The sequence below is a fragment of the uncultured Ellagibacter sp. genome, from assembly GCF_934617235.1.
Lineage (GTDB): Bacteria > Actinomycetota > Coriobacteriia > Coriobacteriales > Eggerthellaceae > Ellagibacter.
On record NZ_CAKTTZ010000054.1, the window covers coordinates 1 to 14,992 of the forward strand.

At 55.4% G+C, this 14,992-nt stretch carries 11 protein-coding genes; 7 read left to right on the forward strand and 4 right to left on the reverse strand.

All coding sequences use genetic code 11. The annotated features are described in order from the left end of the window. Window positions 1-232: 232 nt before the first annotated feature. The 4 genes from Q0G85_RS09235 to Q0G85_RS09250 form a co-directional block, all read right to left on the reverse strand. Entirely contained in the window at window positions 233-1,039 is an 807-nt protein-coding gene (locus Q0G85_RS09235; RefSeq protein ID WP_297157136.1) for an FxLYD domain-containing protein, read from the reverse strand. A 19-nt stretch (window positions 1,040-1,058) separates the two neighbouring features. Next, on the reverse strand, window positions 1,059-1,691 hold the full coding sequence (locus tag Q0G85_RS09240; protein ID WP_297157138.1) for a hypothetical protein: 633 nt from the start codon (window positions 1,689-1,691) through the stop codon (window positions 1,059-1,061). An 875-nt stretch (window positions 1,692-2,566) separates the two neighbouring features. Continuing rightward, window positions 2,567-2,791 (reverse strand): DUF3006 domain-containing protein, encoded by a 225-nt coding sequence (locus Q0G85_RS09245; protein WP_297157139.1) that lies wholly within the window; start codon window positions 2,789-2,791, stop codon window positions 2,567-2,569. 12 nt (window positions 2,792-2,803) lie between these two features. After that, window positions 2,804-4,504 carry an S-layer homology domain-containing protein gene (locus Q0G85_RS09250; RefSeq protein ID WP_297157141.1) on the reverse strand — a complete coding sequence of 567 codons (1,701 nt, stop codon included), beginning with the start codon at window positions 4,502-4,504 and terminating at the stop codon, window positions 2,804-2,806. 383 nt (window positions 4,505-4,887) lie between these two features. Between Q0G85_RS09250 and Q0G85_RS09255 the strand changes: the two genes are divergently transcribed. The 7 genes from Q0G85_RS09255 to Q0G85_RS09285 form a co-directional block, all read left to right on the forward strand. Further along, a complete protein-coding gene (locus tag Q0G85_RS09255) occupies window positions 4,888-8,322 on the forward strand; it encodes a DEAD/DEAH box helicase family protein (protein WP_297157143.1) in 3,435 nt (1,144 codons plus the stop codon). A gap of 8 nt (window positions 8,323-8,330) precedes the next feature. Beyond that, a complete protein-coding gene (locus Q0G85_RS09260) occupies window positions 8,331-9,002 on the forward strand; it encodes a hypothetical protein (RefSeq protein WP_297157145.1) in 672 nt (223 codons plus the stop codon). Next, a complete protein-coding gene (locus Q0G85_RS09265) occupies window positions 8,999-10,327 on the forward strand; it encodes an AAA family ATPase (RefSeq protein ID WP_297157148.1) in 1,329 nt (442 codons plus the stop codon). The genes Q0G85_RS09260 and Q0G85_RS09265 overlap by 4 nt, the downstream gene beginning before the upstream one ends. Window positions 10,328-10,365: 38 nt before the next feature. After that, window positions 10,366-11,808 (forward strand): VWA-like domain-containing protein, encoded by a 1,443-nt coding sequence (locus Q0G85_RS09270; protein WP_297157151.1) that lies wholly within the window; start codon window positions 10,366-10,368, stop codon window positions 11,806-11,808. Between the two features lie 8 nt (window positions 11,809-11,816). Beyond that, the gene (locus tag Q0G85_RS09275; protein WP_297157154.1) at window positions 11,817-12,266 is read left to right on the forward strand and encodes an HNH endonuclease; all 450 of its coding nucleotides are present in this window, start codon (window positions 11,817-11,819) and stop codon (window positions 12,264-12,266) included. A gap of 103 nt (window positions 12,267-12,369) precedes the next feature. After that, window positions 12,370-13,827, forward strand: coding sequence for a class I SAM-dependent DNA methyltransferase (locus Q0G85_RS09280; protein WP_297157157.1), 1,458 nt, complete (start codon window positions 12,370-12,372; stop codon window positions 13,825-13,827). Then, window positions 13,827-14,992, forward strand: a 1,166-nt coding sequence (locus Q0G85_RS09285; RefSeq protein ID WP_297157160.1) for a restriction endonuclease subunit S, incomplete at its 3' end; no start/stop codon positions are given. The genes Q0G85_RS09280 and Q0G85_RS09285, both read left to right, overlap by 1 nt.

Genomic DNA, 14,992 nt, shown 5'->3' on the forward strand with positions numbered 1-14,992 from the left:
GTCCTGGGGTTGCCAGGGTTAAGTCACAACTTCATCCAGACTTCACAAAATACTGACTTTGCTTTGTCAATCAACCCAGGACTCTCCCCTTCTGCATTTCTCAATTCGTGATAATCGGGATTATGTAAACTTTTATACACCGTATATTAACGCGCCTATCAGGTAAAGCTGCGCCAGTATAAATGCGGAGGCACCTCCATACTGGCGCTCCAGTCATCATCAGATGGAATGTCTATGCGTCGGCAATCTTATAGTTGCTGGGGATGATCTTGACCGTTGCGGGCGGCTCCTTTATCGACGTATAGCAATCGAGCGCGATCGTCTCGCCATCGAGCCAGTGGTTTGCGTACAAGCTTGCCGTCTCCACCTTGACGCCACTCGAGTCGAACAATTCCACATTAAAATTGATATAGTCGAAGTCGTAACCAGTATTGTTCGTAGCTGTCGTCTTGCCGATGAAGGTCGAGTACTGCTCGGTGAACTCGAGATTTATCGAACTTGCCAAGGACTCGACTGCTTCCTTCTGGTCGTTGTCCCGCTCCACCTTCTTCCCGTGGCTTACAAGCTTATCGAGACTGTCCTGGTGATCGGCAGACACCGTAAGGCCATAGTCGTCCACAAATGTCTTGAGCAACGAAGTGCGCTTGTCGTAGGCCTTCTGCCAATCCTGCTTGTACTTGCTGTTGTCGCTTGCGTACAATTCGGCGGCCGCACGCTGATCCTTGAGCGCGTTGATGTAGGCGATGGCATTCTCCTGCAGCTTGCTATCGGAGAATTGCGCACTCTGGTATTGCTCAACCTGCTCAAGCTCGGCATCAACGAGCTTTTCGTAATATTCGGCGGATTTATCGGCCTTGGAGGACTGCTCAACTAACGTATCGCGCGCCTCGTAGCCTTTCGCGAGCGATTGGATAAACGCCTCGTCAGCATATTCGGATTGCTTTTGATCGCTCTTTTCTGCACATCCCGCAAGCAACACCATGCCGGCAGCAATAACGCAGGCTAGAATAATCGCCGACCACTTCCTGAGCATGTTCATCGCAGACACCACCTTTGGGTTAATTGACCGAGACAGCATCGCTCTGATTTTCATCAAGCGCATCCGGGTAAGTGGCACTCCCCAGCTCCGCGCCGCTTTGATCAACGATGCTCACAACGCAGCTGACCGGCTGACCCGCGAATTGCTGATACATGCAGGCAATAACGCCAACCTGAAGCGGCGCAAACGCCTCGTTGAGACCGATTTCACTGCTACTGATGGTCAGCGTGACGTTGGAAAACTGGTCATCGTAGTCGATCGCTGTGATTGTCGGCCAATCTTCGCTGTTTGGCATTCCATCAAAAGCGTCCATCACATTCTGGTGCCACGAATCGACGAAGCTGTTGTACGCATCAATGGGCATAGTCGCGGTATAGGAACCATCGTCGTTGGCAATGATGTCAGTGCAGCCTTTTTCTTGCAGACTAGATTGCACATCTTCGGACGATTCGTCTTTAAAGAGAGCGGCGGGGAATGTCACAGTGCGCGTGGTGATTGTCGCCTTCTCAACTGCGCTGTATTCGTCCTGATCACTGGTTACATTCCCTGAGTTTTCCGTGGCGCATCCCGCCAGCATGACGCACAGCGCGCACGATATGGCGACGGTGGCGGCAATTGCGCCCACGCGGTTTTTCAAGTTCATTGCTATCATGGCTTTCCCTTTCTAATGTACGAATATCGATGGCATACGTTGGAGACGAGTTGAAATCTACTGTATCGAGAGCGTTTGCGCAAATGAATAATAGGTTCCAACCTATATGCGCCCACTGTCGAAGCGGACTTGCACGTTCTCTCAAGGCGGGTTCCCGCGCCCTCTAAAACACTGCGCCCCTCATGGCAACCCTCCCCTTTTCTCAGTATCAAATAGATAGATTGCAATCTTTATTGGATGATTATAGGTCAGGTGAGGCATTATGGATGTCCTATGCGAGGGACACTGAGGCACAATCAATGGACAGCCATTGGGCTTCTTACATCGAACGAGGCGCGCTTGAAGGCGCCAGTCCCCGATATGCCAGAACCTAAAGAGGAGGAGACAATTCGCTGACGAGTGCACGTCTTGGGATGCGCTCATTAAGACTGCGGCTTCGAAAAAGTTCGCGCCGGAGAGCCGACTCGGGCACAAAAGCCGAGGTGTCCCACGGGGAACGACTCGGGCGGAGTTCAGCCTCAAGCTGCGCGACTTCACAACCTGGGGTTTCTCGTCGAGAGGCCGTCGACCTGCAGCGAGCTCCCAAGCCGAGGCTCTCTCCGTGGGATACCTCGGTTTTCGTGCCAGAATCTCGTGTTCGCGGTGTACTTTTTGCGGGAATAAACAAGGTTCCTATCGAATATCAGACGGATACCGAAGAATCCTTGCCTACCGATCTGCTGTCGCAAGTGCTTTGGCGCAATGCCTTTCGTTTCGGTTAGCTCGCGTTAGCTTTTTCAGCTTGCGTTAGCAGAGTTAGCGATTGTTAGCTTGTTGGGCAGGGAAAGCGGAGGATGAGGAAAATTGACGCGCCGCTCCCAAGGAACCGCAAGCCCCTAGTCCACGAAGAGCGCGTTCAACTTCCGTTCGATTCGGCGCTTGCGCGCGGCTTCTTCCTCCTCATCAAGGGCGAACCCGCGCTCGCAGGAGCGCAGGCACGAACCCTCGTGCGCACCTGAAGGCAGGCACGAAAGAGGGACTTCCATCTTCTCGCCCGAATCGCTTACAAGGACGGCGATACCTTCCTCTATGCGGTCGATGACGTAAATCGCGTCGTCCATGCTTCCCCTTCCCTACGCCGCGCGGCGTATCGTCTCGCCATCGCAGCTGAGCGTCACCGTGCCGTCGAGGTCCGTGCGCAGCAGGTGGGCGACCCCCGAGAGCGCGGCGAGAACCTCTTCGGACGGATGACCGTACGAATTGCCCGCGCCTACCGAGATCACCGCCCAGTCGGGCGAAAGCACCTCTACGAGCTGCGGCGTCGTCGACGTCCTCGACCCGTGGTGGCCGACCTTCAGCACATCGACACGGTGGCTGCACGCCTTCCCGATAACGCCAGACGAGGCGTCGCCCGTGAAGAGGAAGGACCTCGCTCCCACGTCGAGCTCGAGGATGACCGACCAGTCGTTGAGGTCGGAATACGACGTCTCGAAAGGCGAGAGAATCGTCGCCGAAAAGCCCTCGTCGGAGCAGACGATCTTCCCCTCCTCCGCAGCGTGGACGGGAATGCCCTTTTCGGCGATCACGTCGAGCAGCCCTTCGAAGGTGGCGGTGTTCGACGTCGCGCGCGGCATCCAAATCTCGCCAATGTCGAAGCTTCTCAGCACGCGCGCCATCCCGCCGATGTGATCCTCGTGGGGGTGCGTGGCGACGATGTAGTCGATGCGCGAGTAACCGAGCCCGGCGATGTAGCTTGCGACCTTCTCACCGCTCTCGGTCGTGCCCGCGTCTATGAGCATCGTCTTGCCGTTCGGTAGCTCGATGAACTCGCTGTCGCCCTGCCCGACGTCGATGAAGTGAACGCTGGCTTCCCCATGGCTCGCGTCTTGGTTGCCGATAATCTTGTGCGCGATGGAGAGCATCTTGCACCCTTGGCAGCGAGTGGCGGTCCCCTGGGGGTCGATGATTGAGGCCCCGCCGAGGATACCCTGGTCAACCGACCAGGCGACTGCGTCGCGCGCCCAATCGCTTACGGAGGCCGCATCCGGCTTCGCTGCGAGCGCCGCGCCCGTGCTCGAGGTGTCGATATGAGAAATGGTGCTCGCGAACCTCGCGACCATCACGGCAAGCTGTTCGCGCGTGACGGGATCGTTCGGGCCGAAGAAGTTCGTCCCCTCGTAACCTTTGACAACCTCGCTCGCACGCGCCCAGCGGACGGCGTCCTTGTACCACGAGCCCTCTGAGTAGTCGGCGTCGTCAAAATCAGCGGCCTCGCATGCGGGCTCGCCGGCCATCCGCCAGAGAACGGTCACGGCCATCGCGCGGGTGATCGAATCGTTGGGGCCGAACCTGTTCGAGCCGTCGCTGTACCCCTTCATAAGACCGTGGTCGAGCGCGTAGTCGAACACGCCGCTTTCGACATACCAAGAATCGGCGGGGACGTCGACGAACCCGCGGTACTGGGGCTGCGGGTCGGGCGTCGGCGTAGGCGTGGGGTCGGGGCTGGGATTAGGGGCAGGGTCGGGCGTGGGCGACTCATGAACGCACTTGGAACAGGGCTGCTTGCCCGAGTCGACCGCCTGCTGGAGGGTCATCGCGATGGGATTCTTCATCCCCGAACAGTTCGAACTGTAATGGTACTTGCTGCCAGATCGAGAGCACCAGACGGTCCTGCTCATGTCGGCCCGAAGCTCGATGCCGCCCTGCTGGAGGGTTTCTATGGAAGCGCCTTCGGCCGCGAAGGCGGTCTGCGTGTTGGGCGCTGCTTGCGAAGCCGGCGTCGCGAAGGCAGGCTGCGCGCCTGGCACCGCCTGCGCGGAGAGGCCGAACGCCATTCCGAGGAGGGCAGCAATTATCGCGACTACGAGACGCGGGCAACGCCTCTTTCCGACAGTTTCCCCAGAGCTCATGTCATCCCTTTCCCACTGGTGGTATTGGCGCTATTGTACCGCTTACCAATCAAGTGAAATCACCCGCGAGAACAAGAAGGGCCCTTTCCCTCACGCATTACGCGAGAAGAAAAGAGCCCTCCACTCCCAACCCCGTTCCCCAAAAGTGAGAAATAATCGTTTTTGAGGAACGGAAGGCACCCCGACAAATTGAAACCCATGGCAGCGGAAGGACATGCCAACCTGCAGGCAATGTTACGTAACAAACCGTGGCGCCTTACCACTATAATGATGCGAAAGTACCTTTTCGCTGATGAAGGTAGGTTGCTATGAACTTCGATTTCGTTAGGGGCGTGCCCGGCTTTTCGCAGCTGTTCGAAGCCTGCGATGCAGCCGAACAGCTCGCGCTGCCTTTTCCTGCGCAAAGCTGCGCATCTTCGCGATCCGCGCTGGAGTACATCGTCACGCTCATTTATCGTTCCGTTGCCGACTACGACGATGCGGGCAAAACCCTTTTCGAAAAAATGGACGACCACCGCTTCATCGACTACATCAACGACGAAACCATCGTCAGCGCCATGCATACCGTACGAAAGAACGGCAATCTGGGCGCACACGGCGAACGCCTCAGCCCCCAAATAGCTTGCGACACGCTCGAGCAGTTGCACTATATCGTTGGTGAAGTCCTCATCAACCTCAACCTCATCGACGACTACCCCACCTTCGAATCGCCCTTGGAAAAAGCGCGCGCGAGACGGCAAGCGCCAGGCAAGCCTGCAGCCACGCCCCAAACACAGACACCCACTGCCGTTCGGACAGCATCGTCCGCGATGCCCGAGCCGGCCCCTTGCGCTCCCAAGCAGTCCCAGCAGCCTTGCGAGCCCTCCGATGATGTGGTTGCGCAATACGCCGAAACGCTGCGCCAGGCGCACTTCTCCACCAGAAAGCACGGAGACGAGCAAAAGAACGCAAAGCTCTACGTTCAAGCATCGCTTTGCGAAGCGGGTTGGGCCATTGCTTCGTGCGACAACCAAGCATACCCCGAAACCGCCGCCATCAACATGACGCTGGAAGACGGCTCAACCATCGACTACGTCTTGTACGGCAGAGACAATCGCCCACTTGCCGTCATCGATTACACACACGCCCTCGTTAATCCCATCGTTGGCAGAAAGCATGCGCTCAACGCAGCGACCCTCATGCAAAAGAAATACGGGTTCCGCCCCGTGGCCTACTACGCCAGCGGCTACCACATCTTCTGCACGGATGCGCTCGGCTTCCCAACGCGTCGCGTATTCGGATTCCATTCCATCGATGAACTCGAGCTGCTAAAGCAGCGCGTAAGCGCACGCAAGGACATCTCGAACCCCTCAATCGAAGACAGCATCACGAACCGCGACTACCAAAAAGACGCCATCCGCAGCATCTGCGACGTCTTCCAAAACCAAGGCCGCCGACGGGGAGTCGTCGTCATGGCGACGGGCACGGGCAAAACCCGCGTATCGATTTCGCTGGTCAAAGTGCTCATGGAAGCAAACTGGGTCAAAAATGTGCTGTTCCTCGCCGATCGCACTAGCCTCGTGCGCCAAGCGCACAAGAACTTTAACAAGCTGCTGCCGAACGTGACCACGTCGATGTTCACCGGCACCAGCATCAACCGCGACAAAGATGCGCGCATCATCTTCGCCACATACCAAACCATGATCGGGCTCATCGATGGCGATACGCGCGAATTTGGCATCGGGCGTTTTGACCTCATCATTGTGGACGAGGCGCACCGTTCGATTTTCGGCAAATACCCGCTGCTGTTCAGCTACTTCGACTCGCTCATGGTCGGACTGACCGCCACGCCGCGCTGCGATGACTCGAAAAGCACTTACCAGGTATTTCAAGCCGTCAACGGCGAACCTGATTACGCCTACGAACTCGAACAGGCCATCAACGACGGCTATCTCGTGGGCTTCCATGTGCTCGATAAGACAACCGAGGGCCTTCGCAGGGGCATCTCCTACGACAGTCTTACCGACGAGCAGAAGGAAGAAGTCGAGAAGGCTTACGCAAGCGCCGACGCACCAAACAATGCATTCGACAATGCGGAATCATTGGCTCATGCGGTAATCACGCCGGGCACAAGCAACATCAACCGTGGAACAATCCGCGCCATGCTCGACGACCTCATGCAGAACAGCTTGAAGATCGATGCAGGCGACAAAGTCGGCAAGACCATCATCTTCGCGAAGAATCACGTCGAAGCGGAAGTCATCGTCGAAGAATTCCATAAGCAATACGATTACTTGGGTAACGAATTCTGCAAACTCATCGACAGCCAGGTTGAAGACGCGCTGAACACCATCGACAACTTCGGAGAACGAGACAAGCTCCCCCAGATTGCCGTAAGCGTCGACATGCTGGACACCGGCGTGGATATCCCCGACGCGGTGAACCTGGTGTTCTTCAAGAAGGTGAACTCTAAAATCAAGTTCTTGCAGATGGTGGGCCGCGGCACACGCCTGTCGCCCGATCTGTTCGGGCCCGGCAAAGATAAAGTGGGCTTCCTTGCGTTCGACTGGTATGACAACTTCAGGTATTTCAACGCAACAAACACTTGGTCGACGGTGCAAGGCAGCGGAAAGGGCGGGGCGCCAACGCTCGGCCTAGGCGTCCATATCAACCAGAAGAAGCTGCAAATCCTTTTGCAGCTGCAAAACAAAACGGACAAGACCGATTTCGAGAAGCGGTACGAGAAAGAGCTACACAACTTTTTCACCAGCGCCATTGCCAATTTGAACAACGACGCAATGGCGGTGAACCGCAACATCGCGTTCGTCAACAAGTATCGTCAAGAAGGCAGGCTGGACAATCTGACGAAAACAGAAGTCGAGGAGCTAAACGACATAGTTGTCCCCCTCCTTCCCACTGAGCCAGGCAAGCCGAAAGTCAAAAGCTTCGACTCTCTCGTCCTTACCGTTGAGTCGGAATACCTGACGCGCATAGAGGAAGGTAAGGATCCTGCCACCATCAGAAACGGCTTTGCGTCCGTAAAAACCCTGTTCACGAAGCGCATGGAACAGCTGCAAAAACTCAAAACCATTCCCGAGGTGCTCAAACGGGAAAAACTCATCGCCGCCATGATGGATGGCGCCTACCTCCTCGACGATTTCTCGTTCGAGCGTGCCGAATATGTGCGAAAAGAGCTGCGCGACCTCATGAAGTACATCCCGGACGAGCGGAACTACTACATCATCGACCTGCCCGACTCGCTGATCGACGAAGGCGAGCAAAGCGGCATGCAACGAAGCAAGTCCTATATCGAGAAAGCGAACGAATACCTGCAAGATGACGGCAATGTGATGCTGGCGAAGCTGCGCTCGCTGGAACCTCTTACCGACGAGGAGAAAGAACAGCTCAAGCAAGTGTTCACTGCGACGATTGGCTCCGGCGCCGATTTTGCCGCATGGTCGGGCTTTGCATGGGGAGAACACGCAGAAGCGCTCAGGTTCCTGCGCAAACAGGTTGGCATCGCCGATGAAACGATCGAGCAAAAGCTCGGCCACGTGCTGAACGACCCGGAGTTGAACGAGCAGCAGAAAACCTACCTGAAGCAGATTGTCGCTTACGCGCAGGCAAATGGCGACATCACGCCGAAAACGCTTCTGAACGAGAGCCCCTTCAACAGCATCGGCGTCGTTGAGCTTTTCGGTGCTGAGAAATTCCCCATCGTCAAAGAGACGCTGAACACGTTACACAAGCCTCTAAGCGAGTAAGCGAGACCATGAGCGCAAACATCAGGGAAATACTCCTCACCCAGGAAGCGGAGCTGCTTGAAATCGACCTGGACTGCCTGGAAGAGCAACTGGAAACGGGCGACTACGACTACCAGTACGCAAAAAGCTGCAAGGAAACCATCGCAGCGATTCGCCATAAACGCCAGCAAGCGGCGGCGAAGCAGCATCAAAACAAGAAGGAGACCAGCGAAAAATCCGAGCTGCCCCAAATTCCGCTCGAATCGCTTTCGCCGTACTCTACCCCGTCGCAAGGCTCCAGCAGCCCCGCGCCCAACCAAGATCAGCGCATCATGAGCGCCATCGAGGCAACTCGCCTCGGCGATGGCTCGCCAAACGCATTCAAGCAGCTTGTTGGCAGCACGCCCGAGCTGAACGAGCAGTTCGTGAAAACCCACATCAACGAGCTATCGAGCAATGAACTATCCTCACTTGTTGAGCTAATGAGCTTCAGCGAGGAGTTCTTGGAGCAGTACTTCCCCACGCTCGACCATGGCGCCATTGCGCGCTGCCAAACATTCAGCGAGGAGTTCTTCATCAAGCACTTCAGCGATCTCAACGCCACAATCGTACTGAAGCAAGGCAAAAACAGCTGGCGTAAAAAGGAAAACCGCTCGAATAAACTCGATGTGTTCCTGCGCCTCAAAGGAGTCCGATATTGATTTCCGTAAACAACGCCGCGCGCCTGATCAAGCGCGCTATTCTGGCAAACATTGCCACCGATAAGGAAAACGTTGCCATCACCCCGCTAATTAGTGGCAAGCACGGCATCGGCAAGTCCGCCATTGTGAAAACCGTGGCGAAAGACCTTGGCGGCACGTGCATCACCATCGAGGGCGGCACGCTCAAAGAAGGCGAGGTCACCGGCCTTCCCTACCAATACGAAAACGCCCAGGGCGAAGCGCAGTTCAAGTTCCTGCCCTACTATGCGGTCGAGCGCATCCAGGAGCAGGAGAAGCTGCTTTTCGAGCAGGCGGGTAAGACCATCGAAGAAAACGACGTGCTCAGCGGCACGGAGAATCGCTACGCGCAAAACGACCTTGCCCCGCAAGAGAAAATCGACCTGCTGCTTTCGGGCAAAGTGAAGCCCGTCATCATCTTCGTGGACGAGATCAACCGCACGGAAAATACCGTGTACAAAGAGCTTATGAACATCCTGCTCACCAAAACGGTAAACGGCTACCAGTTCCCCTGGTGGGTGTTCTTCGTGGGCGCGATGAACCCCAGCACGCAAAACAGCGTGTACGCCACCAACGAAATGGACCCCGCACAGCTCGACCGCTTCCTGAAGCTGAAGGTGACCAGCAACACAAGCGAATGGATTCGCTACGGCAAAAAAGCGGGCATCTCGCCTGCAATCCTGCAGTTCATCAAGGAGAACCCGAAATGCCTATCCGAGTCAGCCGCCGAGCTTGACGACGAGGAAAGGCCCACGCCTTCACCGCGCGGCTGGGACATGGTAGACACCATTTTGTCCAGCGAGCCACTATTGCAACCGTTTTTCACAGCTAAGGAGAACAGCGAGAACGTTGTCGCCAAGGACATGAAGGAGTTGGTGGCGGCCAAGCTGGGCGGTACCGTTGCAACCATGTATTTCGCCAGCCTCGTTGAAAACGTCAACGCGTTCACGGCTGAAGAGGTGTTCGCAGACGACGAGAAGTTGTCTACGGTTGCGCCCGCGATGAAAAAGATGCCCGTGGCAAAGCGCGTTCAAACATGCGATGCGGTGCTAGGGTTTTTGGAAGAGAACCTGGATTTCCTCATACTGGACACAAAGGGCTTCAGCAAAATGAAGCAGCAGCTCAGCACATTGATTAGCGTGCTTGATGCCTCCACCAAGCTGCTTTTCGCTCAAAAAATCGCTGCGGGGAAAACAGCGGGAGGCGATGACCTCATCGAGGTCCTGTTCGACGTGTTCGAGCAGGACCTTCTGGAGATGCTCGACCTGTCCGACGCGACGCGCAAAGCCATCCAAGGCAGCAAATGACAAACCCGCAAGACAACATAACCGCGCTACTACAAGGCATGAAAATCAGCGTAAGCGCGTTCGAGCAAACAAAAGACAGCGCTCTTCTGCAGCGAATCGACAGCGACTTCCAGCGGTTCGCCCAGCTTGTGACGCTGTTCCTCATCGCGGAGCGCGACTCTTATTACGGCTTTTTCCTCATGTCCATGACATTTAGAACGAACTATGCCGCAAGCTCCATTGCGGGTATTCGCCTGGGCGAGTACCCGCCCGTATTCGAAACGAACCCGCTTATCCTGCTGAAGTACTCGCTAAAGGAAATCCTGTACATCTTCTGCCATGAAATCGACCACGTGGTGTTCAACCACCCCGCCGAAATGGTGAAATCGAACCCTGACGGCAGCCCCGAGCTTTTCGAGCTGTTCAACTATGCCGCCGACGCATCGGTAAACGACATGCTGAACAATGAGATAAAGCAGGGCAAGCAATTTATGCAGGCCCCTAATGGTATAGTCACGTCTGAGGTTATCAAGGCGAAGTTCCAGCTACCGTTCGTCCTGCCTATGGAAAGTTACCAGTATTACTTCGACCTCATCAAGCACTGCGAGAATATGCTGGGCGAACCGCAGCAAGACGGCATCGCGCCAATTCCAGGCGGCGAGCCAGGTGACAAAGGAAGCGGCGATGAACGCGAAGGCGAGAGCGCGGAAGAAAACGCTAACGATTCCAGCCAAGGCGACCCCGCAGACGCAGATAACGTTGTCACCGCAGCAGACGCCACAGGCAACATCAGCGATCACGCATGGACCACTGCCGCCGAAAGCGGCGCGCCCGCAAGCGAATCCGCCGAGGCAATGGCGGAGGCCGTGAAGGAGCTGCTCAATGAAGTCAACGACATGATGGGGGAAGAATCGCGCGGCCTTATGCCCGCCCGCTTTGCCACCGCCGTGGCGCGCGCAAACAAGCCGCCCGTTCTCAACTGGAAAGCCATCCTGAAAAAATACGTAGGGACCATAGCTACCGACAAGACGAAAACGCGCATGCGCCTCAACCGCAGGCAGCCGCGGCGCTTCGACCTGTCGGGGACGCGCGAAAGCAAAACGCTCAAGATCGCAGTGGCAATCGACACCTCTGGGTCGGTAAGAGACGAGCAAGTCAAACAGATATTCAATGAGATATTCGCCATCATCGCGCGGCGATCGTTCGAGCTGACCGTCATCGAGTGCGATGCCGTAATCCAGCGGGTCTATCGGCTGCAATCGCCAAACGACCTGCCCGATCATGTCGAAGGACGTGGCGGCACCAGCTTCACGCCGGTCATCGAATACATCAATGAGCGCCGTTATTTCCGCGATGCGCTGCTCATCTACTTCACTGATGGATACGGCGAAGCAAGCATTCCCCGTCCGCATACCTACCGCAACCTGTGGGTGGTGTTTGGAAATGTTAGCAACCTTTCCATTGAAAACCCGTACGGCCTCGTGCTGCCCCTTGAGGAATAGGAGTTGTTTTGGACCCTCGGGAATACATCGAAGAGCAAATCAGAAAAGCCTACGGGGAAGCCCCGCAGCAAGCAATCGAGGCAGCGCAAACCACAGACGAAGACCCCGATCAACTGTTCACCGAAGGCGCTCAATGCAGCATCGTTGCGGACCGCTACGAGCGCAGCCGCAGCGCGCGGCAGGCGTGCCTGCAAGCCAATGGAACCGTCTGCGCCATATGCGGCTTCGATTTCGCCAAAGCATACGGGGCCGAATTCGCGGGCATCATCCAAGTGCATCACATAACCCCGATCAGCGAAATCGGCCACGAATACCACGTGGACCCCGTACACGACCTTATCCCCGTATGCCCCAATTGCCACGTAGCCCTACACTCAAAACCCGGCGGAACCTACACCCCCGATGAGCTGAGAGCGTTACTGAGCCGCGCCGAAAACGACAAAAACAAGGACCGATAATGGAAAAACCCACCCGCTACGCAATCGAGAACAAATCGGGAACACAATCGGCACGTAATGCCCGATAATATAAGCAAGCAAACCAACCCGTAAGGAGCGGAACATGATAACTGGCGAACTGAAGAACAAGGTTGACGGCATTTGGGATATCTTCTGGTCCAACGGCGTAAGCAACCCGCTTACCGTGATCGAGCAGCTTACCTATCTCATGTTCATCAAGATTCTCGACGACAACGAGACGCGCCGCGAGGCAGACGCCGCACTGTTCGACGAGACGCTGGACGACCCCACGTTCGATGCCGAGCACCAGAATTGCCGCTGGAGCGTCTTTCGCAACTACGAGCCTGAAGCAATGTTCGGCAACATGCTGCAAAATGTCTTCCCGTTCATCAAGAACGATCTGGTGGCAGACGAGAACGCTGCGTTTGCCAAGTACATGAAAGATGCCACGTTCTTGGTGAGCAACGCCCGCACGCTCACGCGCATCGTCGCCAAGCTGGACGAGATCGACCTTGGAAACAAAGACATCATGGGCGATGTGTACGAATACCTGCTGTCTAAGCTGGAAACGTCTGGGCAGAACGGCCAGTTCCGCACGCCGCGCCACATCATCCGTATGATGGCCGAGCTCATGGAACCCACGTCCGATGACATTATCTGCGACCCCGCAATGGGCAGCGCAGGCTTCATTTGCGCGGCAGCGGCGTACATCAAGGAGCACTACAGCGCCGAGCTCATGAACGCCAGCGTGATGCAGCGCTTCCAGACCACCATGTTCACCGGCCATGATACCGACTCCACCATGATGCGCATCGGCGCCATGAACCTGATGTTGCACGGCGTGGACACCCCGAACATCACGCAAATCGACTCGCTTTCGGAAGACAACGACATACGCGATGCCTACACGCTCATCATGGCGAACCCGCCGTTCAAAGGCAGCCTTGACAAGGAAACCATCGCGAAGGATCTGCGATCGGTTGCCGCCACCACCAAAACCGAGCTGCTGTTCCTGGCGCTGTTCCTGAAGAGCCTGAAAGTCGGCGGGCGCTGCGCTTCCATCGTGCCTGATGGCGTACTATTCGGCTCGCAGAAGGCGCACAAGGCCATCCGCAAGGAAATTATCGAGGGAAATCGCTTGCAGGCGGTTATCTCCATGCCCTCCGGCGTGTTCAAGCCGTATGCAGGCGTGTCCACCGCTATCCTCATTTTCACGCGCACCGATAACGGCGGCACGGACAACGTGTGGTTCTACGATATGGAAGCCGATGGTTTCAGCCTTGACGACAAGCGCGACCCAGTGAAGGAAAACGACATCCCCGACATCATCGAGCGCTTCCACAACCTGGACAAAGAGTTCGACCGTGCACGCACGGAGAAGAGCTTCATGGTGCCCGTTCAAGAGATCATCGACAACGATTTCGACCTGTCCATTAATAAGTACAAAGAAATCGTCTACGAGAAGATCGAATACCCGCCCACCAGCGAAATCCTTGCCGACCTGAAAAAGCTGAACGAAGAGATCGCCGAAGGCCTTGCAGAACTGGAGGGGATGTTGTAATGGGTAATAACGTATCTGAAAATCCACGCGAGCAGCATCCCACCACACCCCAATTTGTCGGGGAAAGAGTGAAGCTAGGAGATGTTGTTGAGATTGAAAAAGCCCCTGATCCGTCCGGCAGTAAGGTGTGGCTCCTCAACCTTGATGCCATTGAAAGAGATACAGGTAATGTACTTGAAAAGAATATGGTTAAGCCCGACTCTGTTAGCACTTCAACCGTCGCATTTACTGAGAATGCGATTCTGTACTCTACGCTTCGTCCGAACTTGAATAAGGTTGTTGTAGCAGATGAGCCTGGTTTTGCCACTTCAGAAATGCTCCCGCTCGTTACGAAATCTGAGATTCTCGACCGACGCTATCTGGCTTATCTCCTGCGTTCAAAATCGTTCGTAAACTTGGCGGTTTCTTCAACTGCTGGTGCGAAGATGCCCCGTTTGAGCAAGAAAACCCTCCTTGAGGCTGTTTTCACGATTCCCGATCTCAAAACGCAGTATCAACGCGTTAGATTGCTCGCCTCTATAGAAAAAGCGCGTGAAAAGACGGGTCTGCAGGTTGTTCGGCTCGACTCCCTCGTCAAATCCCGGTTTGTCGAGATGTTTGGAGATTTGAGGGAAAACAGGGAAGGATGGCCCGTCGAACAGTTTGACTCGTTTGCAATTATCGATACTCATATGATTACTGATCTTGATTCTTACGCCGAGAAGCCGCATATTGGCATAGACAGCATCGAGTCAATTTCTGGGAGATTGTCAGGCTATCGCACGGTTGCCGAAGATGGGATTGTTAGTGGCAAGTATCCATTTACCAACGCTCATATCATCTACAGCAAAATACGTCCGGCATTAAACAAGGTTGCTCTTCCAGATTTTGATGGCGTCTGTTCGGCGGATGCTTACCCCATTCTGCCAGTTGCAGAAAAATGTAATCGCGTCTATCTCGCCCACGTTCTGCGTTCTGACTTCTTCCTTGACCATGTGCTTCCATTGTCCGGACGAGCGCAAATGCCGAAAGTGAACAAGAAGGCTTTGCGAGCTTTTTCGATGCCATTACCCCCTCTTACCCTTCAGCAAGAGTTTGCCGACTTCGTTTCCCAGGTCGACAAACTGAGATTTGCGATTCAACAACAAATCGATAAGTTAGAGACACTAAAGAATTCTCTAATGCA